The 22243-nt window shown below is 60.3% G+C and carries 18 protein-coding genes and 1 pseudogene; 12 read left to right on the plus strand and 7 right to left on the minus strand.

All coding sequences use genetic code 11. From position 1 onward, the window contains the following. Positions 1-129 precede the first annotated feature (129 nt). From purU to BLR16_RS29325, 8 genes and pseudogenes are all read left to right on the plus strand, one after another. Positions 130-996: a formyltetrahydrofolate deformylase gene (gene purU / locus BLR16_RS16020; RefSeq protein WP_003407853.1), complete on the plus strand. Its 867-nt coding sequence runs from the start codon at positions 130-132 to the stop codon at positions 994-996. After that, entirely contained in the window at positions 993-1895 is a 903-nt protein-coding gene (gene folD, locus BLR16_RS16025) for a bifunctional methylenetetrahydrofolate dehydrogenase/methenyltetrahydrofolate cyclohydrolase FolD (RefSeq protein WP_072364746.1), read from the plus strand. Before purU ends, folD begins: the two co-directional genes overlap by 4 nt. Beyond that, a complete protein-coding gene (locus BLR16_RS16030; RefSeq protein WP_003432957.1) occupies positions 1877-3118 on the plus strand; it encodes an FAD-dependent oxidoreductase in 1242 nt (413 codons plus the stop codon). Before folD ends, BLR16_RS16030 begins: the two co-directional genes overlap by 19 nt. Positions 3119-3131: 13 nt before the next feature. Next, the gene (locus tag BLR16_RS16035; RefSeq protein WP_003367099.1) at positions 3132-3437 is read left to right on the plus strand and encodes a sarcosine oxidase subunit delta; all 306 of its coding nucleotides are present in this window, start codon (positions 3132-3134) and stop codon (positions 3435-3437) included. Continuing rightward, positions 3434-6340 carry a 2Fe-2S iron-sulfur cluster-binding protein gene (locus tag BLR16_RS16040; protein WP_074808223.1) on the plus strand — a complete coding sequence of 969 codons (2907 nt, stop codon included), beginning with the start codon at positions 3434-3436 and terminating at the stop codon, positions 6338-6340. Before BLR16_RS16035 ends, BLR16_RS16040 begins: the two co-directional genes overlap by 4 nt. A 3-nt stretch (positions 6341-6343) precedes the next feature. Next, entirely contained in the window at positions 6344-6916 is a 573-nt protein-coding gene (locus BLR16_RS16045; protein WP_058416754.1) for a sarcosine oxidase subunit gamma, read from the plus strand. Between the two features lie 370 nt (positions 6917-7286). Beyond that, positions 7287-8213: pseudogene (locus tag BLR16_RS29320) on the plus strand (cache domain-containing protein); the annotation flags it as partial. A gap of 129 nt (positions 8214-8342) precedes the next feature. After that, positions 8343-9071: a methyl-accepting chemotaxis protein gene (locus BLR16_RS29325; RefSeq protein ID WP_371124464.1), complete on the plus strand. Its 729-nt coding sequence runs from the start codon at positions 8343-8345 to the stop codon at positions 9069-9071. 104 nt (positions 9072-9175) lie between these two features. Here the strand turns inward: BLR16_RS29325 and BLR16_RS16055 are convergent, their stop codons facing one another. After that, positions 9176-10066 carry a LysR family transcriptional regulator gene (locus tag BLR16_RS16055; protein WP_241689259.1) on the minus strand — a complete coding sequence of 297 codons (891 nt, stop codon included), beginning with the start codon at positions 10064-10066 and terminating at the stop codon, positions 9176-9178. A 108-nt stretch (positions 10067-10174) separates the two neighbouring features. On the opposite strand from BLR16_RS16055, the gene BLR16_RS16060 reads away from it, so the two are divergent. From BLR16_RS16060 to BLR16_RS16070, 3 genes are all read left to right on the plus strand, one after another. Continuing rightward, positions 10175-11050 carry an MBL fold metallo-hydrolase gene (locus tag BLR16_RS16060; RefSeq protein ID WP_074808233.1) on the plus strand — a complete coding sequence of 292 codons (876 nt, stop codon included), beginning with the start codon at positions 10175-10177 and terminating at the stop codon, positions 11048-11050. Between the two features lie 121 nt (positions 11051-11171). Next, complete coding sequence (locus BLR16_RS16065; protein ID WP_003367095.1) at positions 11172-11570, plus strand: hypothetical protein; 399 nt, start codon at positions 11172-11174, stop codon at positions 11568-11570. Positions 11571-11631: 61 nt separating this feature from the next. Beyond that, positions 11632-12117 carry a GNAT family N-acetyltransferase gene (locus BLR16_RS16070; RefSeq protein WP_003367094.1) on the plus strand — a complete coding sequence of 162 codons (486 nt, stop codon included), beginning with the start codon at positions 11632-11634 and terminating at the stop codon, positions 12115-12117. A 71-nt stretch (positions 12118-12188) separates the two neighbouring features. Here BLR16_RS16070 and BLR16_RS28905 read toward each other — a convergent pair whose 3' ends face one another. The 6 genes from BLR16_RS28905 to BLR16_RS16100 form a co-directional block, all read right to left on the minus strand. After that, positions 12189-12314: a hypothetical protein gene (locus tag BLR16_RS28905; protein WP_003315538.1), complete on the minus strand. Its 126-nt coding sequence runs from the start codon at positions 12312-12314 to the stop codon at positions 12189-12191. A gap of 55 nt (positions 12315-12369) precedes the next feature. After that, the gene (locus tag BLR16_RS16080) at positions 12370-13857 is read right to left on the minus strand and encodes a chemotaxis protein CheW (RefSeq protein WP_054081842.1); all 1488 of its coding nucleotides are present in this window, start codon (positions 13855-13857) and stop codon (positions 12370-12372) included. Beyond that, positions 13854-15986: a methyl-accepting chemotaxis protein gene (locus BLR16_RS16085; RefSeq protein ID WP_074808242.1), complete on the minus strand. Its 2133-nt coding sequence runs from the start codon at positions 15984-15986 to the stop codon at positions 13854-13856. Before BLR16_RS16085 ends, BLR16_RS16080 begins: the two co-directional genes overlap by 4 nt. 770 nt (positions 15987-16756) lie before the next feature. After that, complete coding sequence (locus BLR16_RS16090) at positions 16757-18292, minus strand: amidase (RefSeq protein ID WP_074808246.1); 1536 nt, start codon at positions 18290-18292, stop codon at positions 16757-16759. Positions 18293-18514: 222 nt separating this feature from the next. Continuing rightward, on the minus strand, positions 18515-19147 hold the full coding sequence (locus BLR16_RS16095) for an ANTAR domain-containing response regulator (RefSeq protein ID WP_003367076.1): 633 nt from the start codon (positions 19145-19147) through the stop codon (positions 18515-18517). Continuing rightward, positions 19144-20292: a transporter substrate-binding domain-containing protein gene (locus BLR16_RS16100; RefSeq protein ID WP_074808250.1), complete on the minus strand. Its 1149-nt coding sequence runs from the start codon at positions 20290-20292 to the stop codon at positions 19144-19146. Before BLR16_RS16100 ends, BLR16_RS16095 begins: the two co-directional genes overlap by 4 nt. A gap of 727 nt (positions 20293-21019) precedes the next feature. Here BLR16_RS16100 and urtA point away from each other — a divergent pair. Next, the gene (gene urtA, locus BLR16_RS16105; protein WP_016567925.1) at positions 21020-22201 is read left to right on the plus strand and encodes an urea ABC transporter substrate-binding protein; all 1182 of its coding nucleotides are present in this window, start codon (positions 21020-21022) and stop codon (positions 22199-22201) included. Positions 22202-22243 lie beyond the last annotated feature (42 nt).

Genomic DNA, 22243 nt, shown 5'->3' on the forward strand with positions numbered 1-22243 from the left:
CTTTCGCCTATAAAACAGCCTTCAAGAATATTAAATTCCTTTAGAGAATTTTATTCATCGACGAAAAACCTCTGCACCTGACCTTTTTCGCCCTGCGCCAAACTGCCGCTACCCTTCAGAGGACACGCCATGCAACACGAGAAGAACCATTTCATCCTGAAGATCAGCTGCCCGGCGACCTCCGGGATTGTCGCGGCGGTGACTTCCTACCTGGCTGGCAACAGCTGCTACATCGGTGAAATGGCCCAGTTCGACGATGAGTACAGCGGCACTTTTTTCATGCGTGCAGTGTTTCGCTTCAACGATGGTCATGAGGGCGACATCCAGCAGTTGAAAGCCGGCTTCGACGCCGTTGCCAGCGACTTTGCCATGCAGTGGGAGCTACACGACACGCGCCGGCCGATGCGTGTGCTGCTGATGGTCAGCAAGTTCGATCACTGCCTGACCGACCTGCTGTACCGCTACCACAAGGGCGAAATGGACATGACCATCACCGCCATCGTGTCCAATCATCTTGACCTGCGACCGATGGCCGAACGTGAGGGGATTCGCTTCATCTACCTGCCCGTGACCCGGGAAACCAAGGCCGCGCAGGAAGCCGCACTGATGAAGGTGGTCGATGAAACCGGCACCGAGCTAGTAGTACTGGCGCGCTACATGCAGATTCTCTCCGACGACCTGTGCCAGCAACTGGCTGGCCGGGCGATCAATATCCATCACTCGTTTCTGCCGGGTTTCAAAGGCGCCAAGCCCTACCATCAGGCTTACGAGCGCGGTGTGAAGCTGATCGGTGCCACCGCGCACTACGTCACCAGTGACCTGGACGAAGGTCCGATCATCGAGCAGGAAGTGCAGCGCGTCGATCACGTCTACCTGCCTGCCGACCTGGTCGCGGCGGGACGCAATAACGAAACCATCGCGCTGTCGCGGGCCGTCAAATATCACCTGGAGCACCGCGTGTTTCTCAACACGGATCGAACGGTGGTGTTCCGATGAGCGCACACATCATCGACGGCAAGGCCGCCGCCGCTCGCGTTCTGCAACAGGTCAGACACGATGTGAACACCTTGAAGGTCGAAGGCATCGAACCGGCACTGGCGGTCATTCTGGTCGGTAATGACGCGGCCAGTGAGGTTTACGTACGCAACAAGGTCCTGCGTGCCGAGGAAGCCGGCATTCGCTCGCTGGAACACCGCCTGCCGGCCGACAGCAGCCAGGCCCGCTTACTGGCGCTGATTGCCGAATTGAATGCCGACAACACGGTACACGGCATTCTCCTGCAACTGCCCTTACCCGCTCACATAGAAGAAAACCGCGTCCTGCAGGCTATCGATCCGGGCAAGGACGTAGACGGCTTTCACAGTGAAAACGTCGGTGGTCTGAGCCAGGGGCGCAACGTATTGAAGCCCTGCACCCCCAGCGGCTGCCTGCACTTGCTCGAAGAAACCTGCGGCGATCTGAGCGGCAAGCATGCGGTGGTAATCGGTCGTTCCAACATCGTCGGCAAACCCATGGCCGCCCTGCTGCTGCAAGCGCACTGCTCGGTGACGGTGGTGCATTCGCGCAGTAATGATGGCAGGGCCTTGTGTCAGTTGGCCGACATCGTCGTGGCAGCGGTTGGCCGCCCGCGCCTGATAGATGCCAGCTGGCTCAAGCGCGGCGCGGTGGTGATCGATGTCGGTATCAACCGCATCGACGACCACGGCCGTAGCCGCCTGGTGGGCGATGTGGACTTCGACAGCGCCATCGAAGTCGCCTCTGCGATCACGCCCGTTCCCGGCGGGGTCGGACCGATGACCATCGCTTTTCTGATGAAAAACACCGTGACTGCTGCCCGGCAGCAGGCCCACGCGCAACGCAGCCAATCGGAGGCCGTATGCCTTTCAACCTGTTGAAATACGGGCTCAGTTCGGAGTACCCGGTCGAGGTAGATCTGCCTGCGCCGAAGGAACTGAAGTCCTCCTACGACGTGGTGATCATCGGCGGCGGCGGGCATGGCCTGGCCACCGCCTACTACCTGTCGAAATACCACGGCATCACCAATATCGCCGTGCTGGAAAAAGGTTACCTGGGCGGCGGCAACACGGCGCGCAACACGGCGGTGATCCGCTCCAATTACCTGACCAGCGAAGGTGTGAAGTTCTATGCCGAGTCGGTGAAGATGTTTCAGGGCCTGTCCAACGAGTTCGACTTCAACATTATGTACTCCGAGCGCGGCCAACTGACTCTCGCGCATACCGATGCCACGGTCCGTTCGTTCCGCCAGCGCGCCGAGGTCAACAAGCATTTCGGCGGCCGCACCGAGATGATCGACCGCCAGCAGATCCGCGAACTGGTGCCAAGCCTCAATCTGGACCCCGGTCATCTGCCGGTGCTCGCCGGCCTGTGGCACATCGACGGCGGCACCGCCCGGCATGACGCGGTTGCCTGGGGCTACGCCAAGCAGGCGGCCAAGCGCGGTGTGGAGATTCATCAACTGACCGAAGTGCAGGAACTGGTGATCGAGAACGGCACCATCACTGCGGTGAAGACCAATCGCGGCACCCTCCAGTGCGGCTGCGCCGTACAGGCGGTGGCGGGCATGAGTTCGCAGATGATGAAGAAGGCCGGGATTCGCTCGCCGATCCAGACCTTCCCGCTGCAGGCGATGGTCACTCAACCTTTCAAACCCTTTCTCGACCCGCTGGTGAGTTCGTCCGCCCTGCACTGCTATGTGCAGCAGACCAGCCGTGGCGAAGTGGTGTTTGGCGGCGGTTCTGATCCGTACCCGTTGTTCAACAGCCGCTCGACGCTGGACCTCAAGGAAAGCCTGCTGGCCCACGCCATCGAGATGTTTCCGTTTCTGGCCAACGCCAAACTGATGCGCCAATGGGCCGGGATCACCGACATGACCCCGGACTACAGCCCGATCATGGGCCTTTCCCCCGTCAGGAACTACTACCTCGATGCGGGCTGGGGCACCTGGGGCTTCAAGGCCACGCCGATCTGCGGCAAGACCATGGCAGAACTGGTGGCCAGCGGCGGCAAGGTGCCCGAGTTGATCAGGCCATTCGCGCTCGAACGCTTCTCAACCTTCCAGCAAGTCAACGAAATGGGCGCAACAGCGGCCAGCCACTGACGGAGAGCGACACATGAAAATCATGACCTGCCCGCTCAACGGGCCGCGCAACATCAGCGAGTTCACCTACGGCGGGGAATTCAAACACATGCCCGACCCGCAAACCTGCAGCGACAGCGAGTGGGCCGATTACGTGTTCAACAGTGAAGACACACTGGGCGTGGTGTGCGAGTGGTGGATGCACAACCCCTCCAGCTACTGGTTCCTGGCCGAGCGCCACACCGGCAGCGACGAGATCATCCGCACCTTCGACCCACGCGACCTGTTTACCGCACGTATCGACTTCGCCCCCCTCGCCTCCAAGGAGATCGCAGGATGACCACCCCCGCCCGCCTGCCCGCGCCCATGGGCCTGCTGATCGATCGCACCCGGCCGCTCACGTTCAGCTTCGATGGCAAAACCTATCAGGGCCTGCAGGGCGACAGTATCGCCAGTGCTCTGCTGGCCAACGGTCGCTTCCTGCTTTCGCGGTCGTTCAAGTACCACCGCCCGCGCGGCCCCCTGACCATGGCCGGGCAGGACGCCAACAGCCTGATCCAGTTGCCTCACGAGCCCAACGTAATGGCCGACACCGTTGCCCTGCAGGAAGGCTTGCAGGCCACCGGCCAGAACTTCAACGGCTCGCTGGACAACGACCGGGACGCGTACCTGGGCAAGTTCTCGAAGTTCATGCCGGTGGGTTTCTATTACCGCTCGTTCTACAAGCCCAAGGGCATGTGGAAAGTCTGGGAGCCGATCATTCGCAAGAAGGCCGGCCTTGGCGTGCTGGACCTGGCGTTCCAGCCCGAGTACTACGACAAGGCCTACCTGTTCACGGATCTGGCGGTGATCGGCGCGGGACCTGCCGGCTTGCAGGCAGCACTGAGCGCCGCCAATGCAGGCGCCAAGGTGTTGCTGATCGAACAGCAGCCCATTCTCGGCGGTTCGCTGGCCTATGCCCGCTTCGATGTCGACGGCCTGCGTGCCGAACAGCTGCGGCGTGAACTGGTCGCTGCGGTAGAAGCACATGACAATATCCAGGTGCTCAAGCAAGCGACCTGCAACGCATGGTTCACCGACAATTACCTGCCGGTGATTCAGGGCAAGCGTTTGTACAAGGTGCGCGCCACACACTGTCTGGTATGCAGCGGCTCGTTCGATCAGCCGGTGATTTTCCGTAACAACGACCTCCCCGGCGTCATGCTGACCAGCGCCGTACAGCGCCTGATCAAGTTGTACGCCGTCAAGCCCGGCAAACGCGCGGTAGTGCTGACCGGCAACGATGACGGTTACCTCGCCGCACTGGACTTGCACGATCAGGGCGTCGATGTGGTCGCAGTGGCCGACATGCGCAGCAGCCCGTCGGACCGGACGCTGCGGCTTGCGCTGGAGAAGCGCGGCATCGTCTGCCACATGAACACAACGGTCTATGAAGCGCTGCATGAGAAAGGCATGCGCCATGTGAGCGGTGCCGAGCTGCGCAAAATCACTGGCCAGGGTCAGGTGGCGAACAGCGGCTCGCGTGTCGACTGCGACCTGCTGTGCATGTCCGGCGGCTACATGCCGGTCTACCAGTTGTTGTGTCAGGCCGGCGGCAAGCTGGCCTATGACGATCAGCAGGCCGAATTCGCCATCAGCAGCCTGCCGAAGAATCTTGGCATTGCAGGCTCGGTCAACGGTTACCACGCGCTGGACAACGTGCTGGCCGATGCGGCGCATGCTGCCGCCGGCGTGGTCACGGCACTGGGCCTGACATCGGCTGAAAGCCCTGCTCCGCTGCGCAGCGAAGCGCAGGTCAACTTCACCTGGCCGATCTTCCCGCACCCTGACGGCAAGGATTTTGTCGATTTCGACGAAGACCTTCAGGTACGCGATATCGTCAATGCCACGCGCATCGGCTATCGCGACATCCAGTTGGTAAAACGCTATTCCACGGTAGGCATGGGCCCGTCACAGGGTCGTCATTCGGCACTGCCGACCGCGCGACTGGTGGCCGCTTCGACACAGCGCAGTATCAGTGAAACCGGCGTGACCACAGCCCGACCGCCCTTCGAGGCAGAGAAACTGGCACACGTTGCGGGCCGTGCCTTCGATCCGTATCGGCAGACGCCCATGCACCAGCGTCATGTGCAGGCCGGTGCGAAGATGATGCCGGCCGGGATCTGGCAGCGTCCGGCGTTCTATGGCAAAGCCTCGCAACGCGATGCCTGCATGCAGCAGGAAGCGCTGCACGTGCGTAACAAGGTCGGCATCATCGACGTGTCGACACTCGGCGGCCTGGACGTGCGCGGCCCCGATGCCGCCGAGCTGCTCAACCGCATGTATACCTTCGCCTTTCTGAAACAGCCGGTCGGGCGTTCGCGTTATGCGCTGATGACCAACGAACAAGGTGTGGTCATCGACGACGGCGTTTGCGCGCGCTTTGCCGAACAGCATTTCTACGTTACCGCCACCACCAGCGGCGTGGATCGCATTTATCAGCAGATGCTCAAGTGGAATGCCCAGTGGCGTCTGAACGTGGACATCACCAACGTCACGGCGGCCATTGCCGCGGTCAACGTGGCGGGGCCGGATTCACGCAAGGTGCTGGAGCAGGTCTGTACCGACCTTGATCTGTCTGCCGAAGGTTTCCCTTATCTTGGCGTGCGCCTGGGCACTGTTGCCGGTATCAAGGCGCGGCTGCTACGGGTCGGTTTCGTCGGCGAACTGGGCTACGAGATCCACGTCCCCGCTCGTCACGCGCTCAGGCTCTGGGATGCACTTGTCGAGGCTGGCAAGGTCTTCGACATGCGTCCGTTCGGCGTCGAGACGCAACGTCTGTTACGTCTGGAAAAAGGCCACGTCATCATCAGCCAGGACACCGACGGCATGACCCATCCGGCCGAAATCGACATGGGTTGGGCGGTCAGCCGGAGCAAACCTTTCTTCGTCGGCCGCCGCTCGGTGGACATCCTCGAAGCCCAGCCGCCAAAGCGCAAACTGGTTGGCTTCACCCTGCCCAAGGCCAGCCCGCTGCCGCTCGAGGGGCATCTGGTGCTCAAGGGCCCGGACATCAGTGGCAACGTGACGTCCTGCGAGTACTCCTCGACCCTGGGCATGATCATCGGCATGGCCTATGCCGCGTTCGACCAGAGCACACCCGGCCAGCAGATTCCGATCCGCGTCGAAGATGGCGTGGTGGTTCAGGCAACCGTCGTGAAACTGCCCTTCTTCGACCCTGAAAACCAGCGCCAGGAGCTCTGACCCATGACCAGCCTTCTCCAGAACAGCCCTCTCGGCGCCAACGCGCGCGCCTTGTGCACGCTGCAAGACCTGACCGATCGGCCACGCGTGGGATTTCGCGGTACGCAAAGCGCTGACTACCTGACGGCAAGCGGCTTCAATCTGCCCGAGGCACCGAACCGCGCTGTCACACAGGCGGACGGCAGCCACGTCGCGCGCCTTTCACAGACCGAATACCTACTGCTGGGCAGCCCGCACGATGACGGGCAGCGCATCGCCGATGAAGAAGCTCGCTGGGAGCTCGACCACAGCGCCAATTACCTGCTGCCTCGCGAAGACAGCCATGCCTGGCTGCAACTGAGTGGCGCGTGCATCGCCGAGGTGATGGCCAAACTGTGTGGCGTGGATCTGCGCCCCGAAGCGTTTGCGACAGGTTCGGTGGCGCAGACCTCGGCAGCGCGCATCAATGTGATCGTCATCAACCTCGGCGCGCAGGCTGAACCCTGTTTTCAGATCCTCTTCGATCGGGCTTCACTGGCTTACTTCAAGGACGCGATGCTGGATGCCATGACCGAGTTTGGGGGGCGCCTCTCATGAACAACGGGTTACTGCTTCGGTGAATAAAGGCCGTTTCGTACTCATGAACGACAACAAGTGTCTGTTACCGCCAAGCCGCCTAAAGAATGCTGGCAAAAAGTCGTTGACCTCTTGGTAGACCATAAGAGCGACCCTCAGCTCAATGCCTCGGGTCGCAGACTGCATCCATGCAGCACCCGACACTTGCGGCAGTAACACGCCCCCCGGAGCTCAAATGAATATCAAACAGAAATTGACGTGGGCGTTCGCAGTCATTGCGTGCTTGCCCATATTAGTCGTCGCCGCCATCGTGGTCGTGAACCTGCGCGACAAGGCGACCAGTGATTTCGTGGACGGTAGCGCACGTGAGATTCGCCAGGTCGACAATGCCATGCAGCTGTTTTTCGACGGCATTACGCAGAACGTCAATTACATCGCGGCGCACCCGCTGATCGCCGGGGCGAGCGATGATTTCCGCAACTACATGGGCGCCACGCCTCCCCCGCAGTCCGAGAATGACAGGCAGGCGACCGAGCTGTTCGCCAATATCGCCAAGGCTCACCCGGCCTACTCCTACGTTTCTTATGGTCTGATCAACGGCAGCTACATCATGACGCCGGAAGACCCGAAAATGAGCAACTACGACCCGCGTGTGCGGCCGTGGTACAAGACGGCGATGGCCAATGCCGGCAAAACCGTGCGCAGCGACGCCTATTACTGGGCCAACGACGACGCGGTACTGGTCAGTACCATCCGGGCGATTCCCAATAAACTGGGCAACCCTGGTGGCGTGGTCAATATCGACGTATCGCTCAAGCAACTGACGAACATCGTCAAGCAGATCAAGCTCGGCGAAAGCGGCTATCTGATGCTGATGGAAAAGAACGGCACCGTGCTGGTCGATCCCAAACAGCCCGAGCATAACTTCAAGAAACTGGGAGAACTGGGCGACGGCTTCAGCGATTTGGCGAAAACCGCCAGTGGTCTGGTCGAGGTGACACTCAACGGCGAGCGTTACATGGCCAATGTGTACTCGTCCGAGCAACTGGGCTGGAACTTCATCGGCCTGATCAAACAGGACGAAGTGATGGCCTCGGCCACCCGCCTGACCTGGTTGATCGGCATCATCGCGGTGGTGCTGGCGGTGGTCTTTGCGATTGTCGGGGCCAGTTTTGCCCGGGTCATCGTGCGCCCGATTCACAGCGTGTCCAGCGGCCTGGAAGGTATTGCAGGCGGTGAAGGCGACCTGACCCAGAACCTCGCCGTGCGCGGCAAGGATGAAACTGCGCAGTTGGCGGGCTGGTTCAACAAGTTCCTGACCGCGATCCGCAGCCTGATTCAGCACATCGGTCAGGCGGCCGGGAAGATTCTCGAAGCCTCACACAGCTCGACGCGTGTCTCCAACGACATGGCCGAAGCTGCTGGCCGGCAGCGCGAAGCGGTGGATATGGTCTCCACGGCGTTTCATGAAATGGTCGCCACCTCCAATGAAGTCGCCCGTTCCTGCAGCCAGGCCGCAGACTCGGCCGACAGCGGCCAGCAACAGGCGCGTGAAGGTCAGCGGCAGATCGATGATGCGGTGCGCAGCGTCGACCAGCTCAGCGAAGAACTCACCCGCTCGGCCAAGGACATGACGCAACTGGAAAAGGACAGCGCAGGCATTCAGTCGATCCTCAATACCATCCGTTCGATTGCCGAGCAGACCAACCTGCTGGCCCTCAACGCGGCCATCGAAGCAGCACGTGCAGGCGAACAGGGGCGCGGCTTCGCCGTCGTAGCCGACGAAGTCCGCGCACTGGCCAAACGCACCTCGGACTCGACCGCAGAAATCGACAGCCTGCTGGGCAACCTGGCCAAACGCACTGCCTCGGTGGCGCAACAGATGCATGCCAGCCTCGACGTATCGCAGCAATCGGTGACCAAGATCGGGCAGGCACGCAGCAGCTTCGGGCAGATTCGTGAGTCAGTGGATGTGATTCGCGACATGAACACCCAGATCGCAACCGCTGCCGAGGAGCAGCATCAGGTGGCCGAAGACATCAACCGGCACATCAGCCAGATCCATGGCGACGCCCAGTTGATCGCCGAACTCTCGGACTCGGCCCGCGCGGATTCCAGAAGCCTGGAGATCCTGTCAAGCGAGCTGGACGGCCTGGTGCGCAAGTTCAAGACCTGATCCTGCCTATGCGGAGCGTGAGGAACGATGGGCGTCTGTGTCTCCCTATCGTGCCCATGCTCCGCGTGTTCTGGACGCTCTGAGTCCTGTCCACAGCAGGAGATCTAATCTCCACCCCTCTCAAACCATTCAGTCAGAAAATCCAGAAAAGTGCGCAGCGTTGCCGACTGATGGTGCCTTGAGGTGTAGATCGCGTGTATCCCCAAAGCCCGTGGCTGGTACTCCGGCATCAGGGCGATCAGCTTGCCGCTCGCCATCAGCGGCGCCGCCGAATGCACCGGTTGCAGGCTGACACCGGCGCCAGCCACTGCGGCCTCCAGCAGCACCACTGAATCGTTGGCACTGAGGTTGCCGCCGACCGGCACACTGAGCGGCATCTGCTGGCGGGTAAACTCCCACAGGCTTTTACCGAAGTACGAATAGGTCAGGCAGTTGTGAGCAGACAGTTCCTGCGGCCTGGACGGTGTGCCGTGCACGGCGAGATAGGCCGGAGAAGCACACACCACCGAAGCGCACTGCCCCAGCGGACGGGCAATGACATTGGGGTCCAACTGATTGGTGATGCGGATCGCCAGATCGATTCGCTCGCTGACCAGATCCACGGCCTCGTTACCGATAAGCAGGTCTGCCGAGGTGTCGGGATAGCGTTGCAGGTAAGCCGTCACCGCGGGTGCCAGAACGGCCTGGGCCAGTGACTGCGAACAGGCGATACGCAGCATGCCGCGTGGCTCGTCGACTTGCGTATCGGCTGCCAGTGGCACCGCGTCGGCCAGCTCGACCAGTTGCTGACACCGCAACAAGGTCACTTGCCCTGGGGCGGTCAAGCCGAGCTTGCGCGTGGTCCGGTGCAGCAGTCGCGCTCCGGCCCAGCGCTCCATCTGCGCCAGATAACGCGTGACCATGGCCCTAGACATATCCAGCGCCTCGGCGGCGGCGATGAGGCTGCCCCTCTCGTTGATGGCGATGAATACCCGTGCAGCTATGATCCGATCCACAATTCGTCCGATATAAGCAATCAATAGTTGCCAATACTGAGGCTTTTGTTTCACTTGAGGCAACCTAAGATAACGACCTCTGCCCTGTCCAAACAAAGGTCGTATCCCATGCCGCGCAAATCCCTGCTTGCCCTGTCCTTCGCCGCTCTGTTCCCTCTCGCAGCCCAGGCCGCCGCTCCCTTGGCGATCGAGGTATACAACCCGGCTGAAAAAGCCGTCTTCCCGGTTTCATCCGAACTGATCACCGGCAAGCATGACGCGGTGCTCATCGATGCGCAGTTCCAGCGCAACGACGCCGAGGCACTGGTGCAAAAGATCAAGGACAGCGGCAAGCAACTCACCACCGTCTACATCAGCCACAGCGACCCGGACTACTACTTCGGTCTGGACGTCATCAAAGCCGCGTTCCCCGAAGCGAAGATCGTCGCCAGCGCGCCTACCGTGAAGGCGATCAAGGCTTCGATGCAGGGCAAACTCGCCTATTGGGGCCCGATTCTCAAGGACAATGCGCCAACCAGCCTGGTTGTGCCGGAAGAGCTCAAGGACGACCACCTGACGCTTGAAGGCCAACCATTGCAGATCAAAGGCCTTAACGGCCCGGCACCCGAGCGCAGTTACGTATGGATTCCCTCCCTCAAGGCAGTGGTTGGCGGTGTCGTGGTCTCCAGCGGCATCCATGTCTGGGTCGCTGACACGCAAAGCCCGAAATCGCGTCAGGACTGGCTCGCGACACTCAAAGGCATCGAGGCGCTGAAACCGGCCACCGTAATTCCGGGTCATTACCTGGGCAAGATTCCGTCAGGCACCCAGGCTGTGACATTCACCGCCGACTACCTGAAGTCCTTCGAAGAACAGGCCGCCAAAGCCAAGGATTCCACCCCCCTGATCGACGCCATGCACAAAGCCTGGCCGCAACTGGCCGAACCGGCTTCGCTGGAGATGAGTGCAAAAGTCATCAAGGGCGAGATGAAATGGCCGAATTGATCCGGCACCTGTAAGGCCTCGGCGAGGCGGCGCGAATATCGCAGTGGACGGACTTTTACGTGCGCTGCGGACACGCACGGAGGTATGGTCAGACGCCCTTGTCAGTCGTTATGCTGAGCCCATGAACGCCCCTCTGAAAATCCGTAACCCCTGTCCGCCCGGCGCTTGCGACTGCAAGCGCGAGCTGCTGGATGCGGAAGGTGCAGATCTGCGGATTCTGCTGCTGTCCCGCGACGCAGAAAAAACCCTGCTGGATCGCCTGGAGCGTATCGAAAGTCTGGAAGATCTGGAGCACATGCAGCGCAAGATTTTCCAGCAACTGGGCGTGCGTGTCGACGTCGCTCCGGGCTTCAATGAAGTGCGCACCATGCGCGGCATCAGCATTGTCGTCGAGGAAAAGGTCGGGCTGTGTCGCAAGACGCGTCAATCGATACCTGCCGCCATCCGCCGCGCCCTGGAAGCACGTCCACAGATCGCCTATCAGTTGCTCAACGCCAACGACCTGCTGCGTGACGCCTGACTATCGAGCGCCTGGCGAGTGCGGCTATCATGCTGCGCCCATTAGCCAAGGATTGCCCTCCGTGTCCCTCGAAATCCGTCCAGCCACTGCCTCTGATGCCAGTCAGATTCTGACGTTCATTACCGAACTTGCCATCTATGAACGCGCAGGGCATGAGGTCAAGGCCAGTACCAACGACATTCAACGCAGCCTGTTCGCCGACAACGCACCGGCCAGGGCGCTGATGTGCCTGCATGACGGCCAGCCCATTGGCTATGCCGTTTATTTCTACAGTTACTCGACCTGGCTGGGACGCAACGGCGTGTATCTGGAAGACCTGTACATCACTCCTGAGAAGCGCAGCATCGGCGCCGGACGCGCACTGCTTCGACATATCGCTCGCGAAGCGGTAGCCAACGATTGTGGTCGCCTGGAGTGGAGCGTGCTGGACTGGAACGAGCCAGCCATCAAGTTCTACGAAGCGATCGGCGCTGCGCCGCAAAGTGAATGGGTTCGCTACCGAATGGAGGGTGCCGGGCTGCTGGACTTCGCCAAAGGCGGCGATTGAAGCACAAAGGCCTGACACGAAAACGCCCGGCCTGTGTGGGCCGGGCGTTTAAGAAAAGCATTCAACAGCGGTCAGCAAACCCCAGGCGGGATACCGTCCTTGTTGAAGTCTTTCAGGCGTTCCTTTTCTTCGGGCGTCGAGTGCGCGGGCACGTCGCTTTGCGGTTCCGGTTTTTTCTCGTCTTTCTTGTCAGTCATGGTCGTTGACTCCGCTGGTGAACACTCAAATAAGGCCACGCGCGGAGCATTCGGTTCAGACTGATTGCACAGTGCGGCGCTGATCAACGTTGCATTCCAGCTGTCGGGCCAGGCCCTGCAGATCAAGCAGGGTCGCACGCCAACTGCGCTCCTGACTGCCGACGCTGACCAGCGAGCGGACCCGGTCATTGACCGAAATGCCCTTGCCAGTACTGGCTTGCCAGCCTTGTTCCAGCATGGCCGGATCGAACTGATTGAACGCGTCGATCGCATCGACGCGGTTCACTGCAAAACCGAAGCACAGCCGCTCGCCACGCACGATCAATACACGCGACGCTTCGCCCTGGACCTGTGCGCCTTCGCCCAGCAGACTGCTCAGGCAGATCAGCGGCACCTGTTCGCCGCGCAGATTGAACTGTCCCAGCAAATGCGTTTCCGGCTGCGACAGGCCGATCAATTGCTGCGGCATGCTCATGATCTCCACGATCTGGCTCAACGGTGCCACGAAGCGGGTCGGCGCATCGAACAGCAGGCAGGCGTGGCGCAGCATGGCCTTGGTCACATCGTGCGAGGCCTGGGCAGGTTTGACGTCGTGCTGGTAAACCTGGGTGTAGCTTTTGACTTCCGGGCGCTGCAACAGCATCGGATGATCGAGCAACAAGGCCTGCTGCCCCTCTTCCAGGTTCATGACCCCGGCCAGCAGCTCTGGGTGCGGCAGGCCATAATGCGGTGCCGCCAACAGGCTGTCCGGATCCTGACGCTGAATGGCGACCATGCGGTCGTAGCCAAACCCGCACACCCGCCCGTCCGGCGCAGTCAACAGCAGCAACTGCGGCTTGGACGTCTGACGCTGGTGGTCCAGGCCAAGCACTTCGGACAGGTTGAGCGCCGGGACCTTGGTGCCACGCACCGAGGTGACGCCGAAGCAGCAGTCACTGGCAAAATCCGACGCCGTGATCTCGGGATCGTCCACCAACTCGGTCACAACGCTCGCATCGATACAGAAGTTGCGGCCGTCGCACTCAAACACCAGGTAATGCAGCAAGCGGCCCTTGGCGGCCAGTGCCTCGTCCTTGAGCACTTGCGCGCTCGGATCGGCAGCGAACATCACGCCTGGCAAACCACTCATGAAGTCGAGGTCAAGCTTGTAGATCATCCGCGACTCTTCGGCGCCGAGCAGCAGAGAGGGCAGCAAGCCGACACCGCTGCCCGCTGGCCCCAGTGGACTGAACTGAGAATCACGGGCCTTGAGAATGTCGCACACAGCGTCAATCGCCAGCCCGAGGTAGCCACCGCCGTACTTGAGAATCGCCACCAGTGGCGTCGGCGAAGACATATCGCCGCCCTCCGCCAATTGAGCCCGCAGGTCGACCAATGGCACCGGTTTGCCACGCAAGGTAAACACCCCACGCAGCGCTCCCCGTGTCAATGGATGGGGATGCAGATCAGCGGGCCAGTGCACGGCCTCCATCAACGCATCGGCAACCACCGCCAGATACACACCGTTGATCTGCACGACGCCATAGGCATTCAGGCTGCTCATGCAGGTTGTCCGATGGATACCTTGTCCAGAGTCTGGGTGTAGCCGGTCAGGTTGGCTTTGTGCAGCTCGACGATCAGTGCCTCGACTTCCTGCGCCGACAGACGTTGCTTCTCTGTCGCCGTGTTGATCCCGTCAATCGCCTGAGTGGTCTGCATCACGCCTTCCACGATGTGTTCGAAAGCTTCGCCGGCACTGCGCGAAATCTCGTTGCCCGACTCGATCCGGCTGACCGTTTCCAGAATCAGCTTGTTGATTTCCTTGGTCGCACGCGAAGACTTCTCGGCCAGCCTGCGCACCTCGTCGGCGACTACCGAAAAGCCCAGGCCATGTTCACCGGCCCTGGCCGCTTCGATAGCCGCGTTGAAGGCCAGCATGTTGGTCTGACTGGCGATCTCGCTGATCACCTGAATAATGTCCTGAATACCCTCGGCGGACTTGGCAATCATGCCCATCGCGTCGGAGGCCTTGACCAGCGTCTGCGAACCGGTGCTGGCCTGCTCACGCGTCATTCTGGCCAGATCGGTGGCCGTCTCGGTACTCTGTGCCACATAGGAAATGGCATTCATCAGTGCTTTCACCGACTCGCCCATGGCGCGGGTCTTGGCCTCTATCGCCTGTTCCATCTCGACCTGACGGGTAATGTCAGTGGCGAATTTCACCACTTTGAACGGCAAGCCGTCGTGGTCGAAAATCGGGCTGTACGTCGCCTGAATCCAGATTTTCTGCCCGTATTTGCTGACGCGCATGAAGCGCCCGGAGTAGAACTCGCCCTGCCCCAGCCCGTGCCAGAATTCACGGTACTCGGTGCCGCGCACGTATTCTTCCTCACAGAAGATACGGTGGTGCTTGCCTTTGATTTCCTGAAGGCCATAACCCAGCGCTTTGAGGAAGTTGGCATTGGCGGTGATGATGTTGCCGGCCATGTCGAATTCGATGACGGCCTGGGCGCGGTCGATGGCATTCACCTTGCCCTGGTCCTCGACGGCGGTTTCCTTGGCCACAGTCACGTCGAGCGCGAATTTGACGATCTTGTAGGGTTTGCCCTGCGCATCGAAAATCGGGTTGTAGGTGGCCTGAATCCAGATCTCCTTACCGTCCTTGCGCTTGCGCTTGTATTCGTTGGCGTCGTACTCGCCGCGCCCCAGCTTCTCCCAGAGCTCACGATACTGCAGGCTGCTGACAAATTCCTCGGAGCAGAACATGCGGTGGTGCTCGCCGACGATTTCATCGAGCTCGTAGCCAAATACCGCCAGAAAATTGCGGTTGGCATGCAGCACCTTGCCCGTCAGATCGAATTCGATCACCGCCTGAGAACGTTCGATGGCTGTCACCTTGCCCGCGGACTCAGCCTGACGAATGCGGCTCTCGGTCACATCGTTGGCGAACTTCACGACCTTGTAAGGACGACCATCCGGGTCGAATATCGGGTTGTAAGTGGCGCTGATCCACAACTCGCGACCGTTCTTGCCGATGCGCTTGTATTCGCCGGAGTCATACTCGCCACGTTCGAGCTTGGCCCAGAAGGCACGATAGGCCGGACTGTTCAGGTAGTCGTCTTCGCAGAACATGCGATGGTGCTGACCCTGAATCTCGTCCAGACGATAACCCAGGACCTTGAGAAAGTTTTCGTTGGCGGTGAGCACGCGACCGTTAAGGTCGAATTCGATGACACCCTGCGAGCGATCGATGGCCGCAACCTTGCCTTCGTACTCGGAATTGGACTTGCGCTGCGCAGTCACGTCCGTGGCGAACTTCACCACCTTGAACGGATTGCCTTGCTCGTCAAACACCGGGTTATAAGTGGCCTGCAACCAGATCTCGCGCCCGTTCTTGCCCAGGCGCTTGTACTGCCCTTCGTCGAAAGCGCCCTTGCCCAGTTTTTCCCAAAACGTCGCGTATTCGACGCTGGACGCATATTCCGGCGTGCAGAACATACGGTGATGCCGACCCTGGACCTCATCCAGCCGATAACCGACGCAATCCAGAAAATTGGTATTGGCCCGCAGGATATTGCCTTCAAGATCGAACTCGATCATCGCCTGGGAACGGTCAATGGCCATCAACAGCGAGTGAAGATCAAGTTCCAGCCCGGCCCGTTCCCTGTAGGTGCTTTCAATTGTGGTCGACATGTGGAAGTACTCTGCGAGTAAGCATCTGTGGAAGTATTGTTATAAAGCCCCGGTCTCTGCGAGCCCTGTCAGACACACCGATGTGCGGACTATGGAGGCTGCCGGTCAAGCCGGTTAATCGTCTTTTTCAATGCCGTCCATAGCGCAAACCGTCAGTTCATCAGCGCCGATGGAACGACTGATCCCAGTTGGCATATAGCTACAGCATTAACATCGGCATCAATTGGAACAGCTTTAGGGCCGGCGGGTCGCCACTACACAGATACGTATCCTTTGGCCCAGCCGGTGGTCGGCCAAGAGCGCTTCGTGCATCACGCCTTTACCCGCTTTGAACACCTCGCCGCCATCAAGAGTAAAACCAGATGACGAGAATCACGGCGCCAGTCCAGCCCAGGGTCAGCAAAAAGGAAAGTCCAGCAAGACGTGGATCCATGGAACTCCTGTTCTAGAAGACGTGGGTAAACAGAGCGCTGCATACGTAGGCCTATATCGGCCGGATCACCGACATATCAATTATTTTCGTCACCTTGAAATACTGTAGACGTGCAGGTTTTGCCCAGGATCAATATTTGTTCGTTGCGACCCGATCAGGTACTTGAGCAAGGCGTAGACCTGGCCGTGAGGTGCTGATAACCAAGGTCGGGGATGACGTACAGGTCGCCAGTGCGTTATCCGCAACCGATTTGCTGTACAAGGCGCGAAGTGTGGAGGTGTCACGGGTGCATACACACTCACCTCGAGTAATGTATGCCCCCGTTCAAACGCTGAACTCAAACACCCGGCGGCGTTGGAAACGCTCCGCGAGCGGTTTCATAAGCCTGCGCGACACGCAACGCCAGGGCATCCTTGAAGCGCGGCGCGACGATCATCATGGCGACCGGCAGTCCGTCGGCCAGACCGGCAGGTATCGACGTGGCCGGGTGGCCGGTCAGGTCGAACGGTGCGGTGTTGGCCAGCATGTTCAACGCGCTGTGCACGTACTCTTCGATTGGCGCGTCGGCGGCGGTCAGCGTGGTGGCCACGAACGGCATGGTCGGCATGACCAGCACGTCGAACTGCTTGAAGGCTTCATCGTATTGACGGGTCAGCTCTGGCACCAGCATCCGCGCCTTGGCGTAGTACGCACCGTGCAGGTTTTTCAGGCTGTAATGCCCGGTCAGCGCCACGGCACGCACGCTGCTGGATAACGCATTGGCGTGTTCGCGACGCTTGGCGCCGAAGTAACTCATGATCTCGGGGTCGTAATAGCCGTCGACATTCATGCCATAACCGTTGCCTTGCAGCATCTGGTACGCCGCGCCATCGGTGGCGATGACATTCCACATGTCCAGCGCCACCCCGCGGTGCCACGGCGCACTGGCGTCACCGACCGTCGCACCGAGACTTTCCAGCTGAGCCACGGCGGCGCGAACCAGTGCGTCAACCTGCGGCTCGGACATGCCGGGAATCGCGAAGCCTTCACTCAGCAGGCCTATTTTCAGGCCCGCAACGCCTTGATCGAGGGTCGCGACGCAACTGACGACTGGCGGGTTTTTCTGCCTTGAGTCGAGCCCGTCGGCGCCGGCGATCACATCGAGCATGATTGCGCAGTCGCGCACGTTATTGGCCATCGGGCCGACATGGTCGATGGTCCGTTCAATCGGGAAGGCGCCGGTGTAAGGCACCAGGCTATAGGTGGGCTTGTGTCCGACGATGCCGCTCCACGCCGACGGCATGCGGATCGATCCACCCTGATCGCCACCGATGGCCATGTCCACTTCCTGCAGAGCGACCAGCACGGCACTGCCGCTGGATGAACCGCCGGCGTTACGGGTCAGGTCCCAGGGGTTTTTCACCGCGCCGGTGGCCGAGGTAAAACTGGCGCCGGAGAAACACAGGTCTTCGCACACCGACTTGCCAATGACCGTCGCTCCGGCGGCCAGCAGACGCTTGACCACCGTGGCGTCTTCGGACGGCACGTAACCGTCAAGGCTCAGTGAGCCGTTGGCCATCGGTACGCCGGCCACTGAGACGTTGTCCTTGATGACCACCGTTCTGCCCGCCAACGGGCCACTGGCAGCACCGGTGATGTGGGTCTTGACGTACCAGGCACCGTACGAGTTCTCGGCGGCAGCCGGTTTGCTGTGTTCGCGCAACGGCGCAGGCTGGGCGACATGGGCAGCGTACAGGGCATCAATGGCTTCATAGGAACCCAGGGTTTCGTCTGCAAGACTGAGGAACGACTCCATCTGGCTGTCTGACAGGTCATAGCCATGGTCCTGGGCGGCAATCAGAAAGTCGGCTTTGCTGGGGCGTTTTACGGACATGGTGTTCTCCAGATAACGGTAAGGACAGCCCGGGTTCAGGCCGTCATTGACTGGAGCCGCCTGCGCAGGGGCGCACAGGCCTGGGCTCGATCCGGAGGACGTCGTTGTCCACGCCGGTCGCCACGCGGTGTTCCATACCTGCCGGTTCAGGGCGTATGGCAACCGTCCACGCAGAAGAGGATCAGGCGTGGCGCCCGATACTCGAAGCTTGTCTGCAACCTGTCAGGAACAGGCTTGTTGAAACAGTTCATGGGCCTTGACCAGCGCCTCGGCGATTTTTTCCACCGGCTCGCGCTTGGCCATCGCCTGATCACGCAACGCGTTATAGGCGTCCGTTTCAGACAGGCCCTTGGTTTCCATCAGGATGATCTTGGCCTGCTGCACGGTACGCATAACCGCCATGCGCCCTTCCAGGCGCTTGACATGCTTTTCCCTTTCCCGCGTCTTGCGGGCCTGGCTGAGGGTGATGGCCAGAGCGGTCAGCAGGCCGAACGAGCGGACCGGCGACGGAATCACCGAGCAGGCGTTGAGCTGCACCAGCGCCTCGACAATGATCGGGTTTTCATAGGCGATCACCGGAATGATCGGTGGTGTCGAACTGTGCAGCAGCCAGGGTGTGTTGGTCGACAGGCTTTCCGGCGATACCGCCAGTACGATTACGTCAGCCTCGCTGTGCAGACGCTCGGGAATCGGCCATTGCACCCGCACCTGACAACCAATGCGCTGCAACTGAGCGATCAGGTTGCGACCGTCTTCGTCATCGGGATGCATCACCAGCACGCTGATATCGCGCAGGTCCTTGATGCCGCCTGCGCTGTCGTTGCGCAAACGTTTCTTGGCGGCACGCAGGGTCATGGACGCCTCCCGGTCAGGCTGGACCAGCCATTGAAGTCAGGCGCCACCGCATAAGGATCGGGCTTCAGCGCTTTCTGACTTTCGTAAAGGATGTCGAACTGCCCGTCGGCATTGGCACGGCCGATCCGCGAGTACAGGTAGGTATGGTGATTGTGTTCATCGATACGCACCCGTCCCTGAGGCGCGTCGTATTCCAGACCGCGCATGGTCTGCAACACACTCTCCACTTCGGTACTGCCTGCACGGGCGATCGCCTTGGCCAGCAGATGGACCTGAAAGTAAGCGGCCTCCCAACAGCGGTCGGTCACCTGATGCTGGCCAAACATTTCCCGATACTGGGCAATGCACTGGCGATTGAGCGGCGTGTCGATCGACTGGAAATAGGTCGCTGCCGAAATGTGCCCGGTGCCCAGATGGACGCCCATCTGCTGAATGTCGGTTTCGCTGGTAGTGACACTGGCAATCGGCATGACCGCAGGGTCGAAACCGGCATCAGCGTAGGCCTGATACAAGTGGGCCATGGTGTCGCCGACCACTGTCGAAAAAATGAACGAGGGTTTCAGTTCCCGAGCTTTGACCATGAGCCTGGCGAAGTCCTCTGCCCTGGCGTTTTTCAGTGGCAAGTAGTACTCACCCAGCTTGCTGCCGCCCCGCTCGTAAAGCAGGTCGCTCATCAACCGGTTGGTTTCGTAGGGGTAGACGTACTCGGAGCCGATCATCAGCACGCGACTGCCGAAGTGATCGAACATGTAGCTGCCCAGTGGCACCGCATTGTGATTCGGCGTAGCGCCGGTGTAGATGATGTTGCGCGAATACTCGAAGCCCTCGTAGTACACCGGATAAAGCAGCAATGCGTTGTAGCGTTCGACGACAGGCAATACCGCCTTGCGCGCCGCCGAGGTGTAGCAACCGAAGAAAAACCGCAGATTCTCTTCGCGAATCAGCGATTCAACATGCATGGCAAACAGCGCAGGCGTGGAATCCGGGTTGCGGGTGATCAGTTCCAGAGGACGGCCATTCACGCCCCCGACGGCGTTGATCTGATGAATTGCAAACTGTGCGCCGCGCATTGTTGAACACTCACCGGCAGCGGTGACGCCGGTATTGGAAAACAGACCTCCTATGCGGATCGACGGGTCAGTCATGCCTATAAACCTTTCACGTGAGATGAGACGCCCGCAGGTGGCCGGGAGCCTGAAAAGAAGACTGAGCGAATAACCGTGGATCAACGGTGGCTCTCAGGCGGTTGTGCCTGGGGCTGGCGTGACGGCAGTGTCAGGACCAGTCGTGCGAGGGGCCTTCCACACCTGCCGAGAATGGGCGTGTGGCAAGAGACCCTGCGAGGGTGTCGGGCAGGCTCATGCAGGGAGCGGGCCATACGTGACGCGGCGCGTCGGGGAGAAGCGAATTCGATGGCGAAGACGGCCATGCATTCATGGGGTTTATGTTGCCTCGAACATTGCTTTCGCGAACTAGTTCGCTCCTGCAAAGCAAAATATCTCAGCCTATGCATGAGTACACATCGCGAAAAAAAAAGCGTCTTCCGCCTCACGCTTTTGGTGCGCTAGAGCCCTGTTCGCGCCAAAGCGGCGCATGTCGGTGTGTGCGTGCAATTAATGCAGGGATGCTCTGCCTCAGGGTTTCGAAACGCGCGCCAACAGCCGTTTCGCCAGTTGGCATTGCCCTTGCTAAGTTCCTCCTGAGACATCGCGCCAGCTGTTTGCCCTACGCCCCTCTCGGCAAGTAGGGAGACACCTCGCGTACGACTGGATCGGACGCAGTTGTCCCGCCAGATTCGGCACAAAAGCCTGACCTCCCGCCCATTGATTTGGCCGGGACGTCGGGCTTTTTTCATTCCTGGGAGATAAGTGAATGCACAACGACAAACGCCGTTTGATCAAGCATGCTCTGTTGCTGGGTGCGATCAGCCTGCTGCCGTTTTCCCTGATCGGTCAGGCGCAGGCGGACGAGACTGTGAAAGTCGGCATCATCCACTCGCTGACCGGCACCATGGCCATCAGTGAAGCCTCGGTGGTCGACGCAGAAAAACTCGCCATCGAAGAGATCAACGCCAGTGGCGGCGTGATGGGCAAAACCATCGAGCCAATCGTCGAGGACGGTGCCAGCGACTGGCCGACCTTCGCCGAGAAGGCACGCAAGCTGCTGGAAAACGACCACGTCGCAGTCACCTTTGGCGCGTTCACCTCGGCCTCGCGCAAAGCGGTGCTGCCAGTCTTCGAGCGCAACAAGGGCCTGCTCTACTACCCGACCTTCTATGAAGGGCTGGAGAAATCCCCGGCCATTATCTACACCGGTGCCGAAGCCTCGCAGCAGACCCTTGCCGCCGTCACCTGGCTGATGGCCAACAAGGGCAAAAGCGTCTATCTGGTCGGTTCCGACTACATCTGGCCACGCACCACCAACAAACTGGCACGGGCATCGGTGACCAAACAGGGCGGCTCCATCGTCGGCGAAGACTATCTGCCGCTGGGGGCCATCGAGTTTTCCTCGGTGATCAACAAGATCAAGGCGGCCAAGCCGGACATCGTGCTGTCGACCATCGTCGGCGGCTCCAACGTGGCGTTTTACAAACAGCTCAAGGCCGCGGGTATCGACAGCAGTAACCAGACGCTGATGGGGCTGGCGATCACCGAAGAGGAAGTCACCGGCATCGGTGCGGAGAACCTCGTTGGCTTCCTGACCTGCATGAGCTATTTCCAGAGCCTGAAAAACCCGGTCAACGAGAAGTTCGTCCAGGCGTTCAAAACACGCTACGGGCAGCAGCGCGTCGTCGGTGACCCGATGGCTGCGGCGTATACCGCAGTGTACCTGTGGAAAAAGGCCGTCGAGAAAGCAGGCAGTTTCGACGTGCCGAAAGTAATCGCCGCGTCCTCGGAACTGACCCTCGATGCGCCCGAAGGCGAGATCAAGGTGCACAAGGACAACCACCACCTGTGGAAGCGTGCGCGCATCGGCACCCTCAATGCGCAGGGCCAGGTCGACGTGATCTACGAGTCGGCACCGATCGAGCCCAACCCCTTTCCGAAACTCTGATCCCGGCACGGGCGCGATCCGCTTCGCGCCCGCTTTCGTCAA

It is taken from the genome of Pseudomonas sp. BS3767 (assembly GCF_900099665.1).
In the GTDB taxonomy this organism is placed as follows: domain Bacteria; phylum Pseudomonadota; class Gammaproteobacteria; order Pseudomonadales; family Pseudomonadaceae; genus Aquipseudomonas; species Aquipseudomonas cerasi.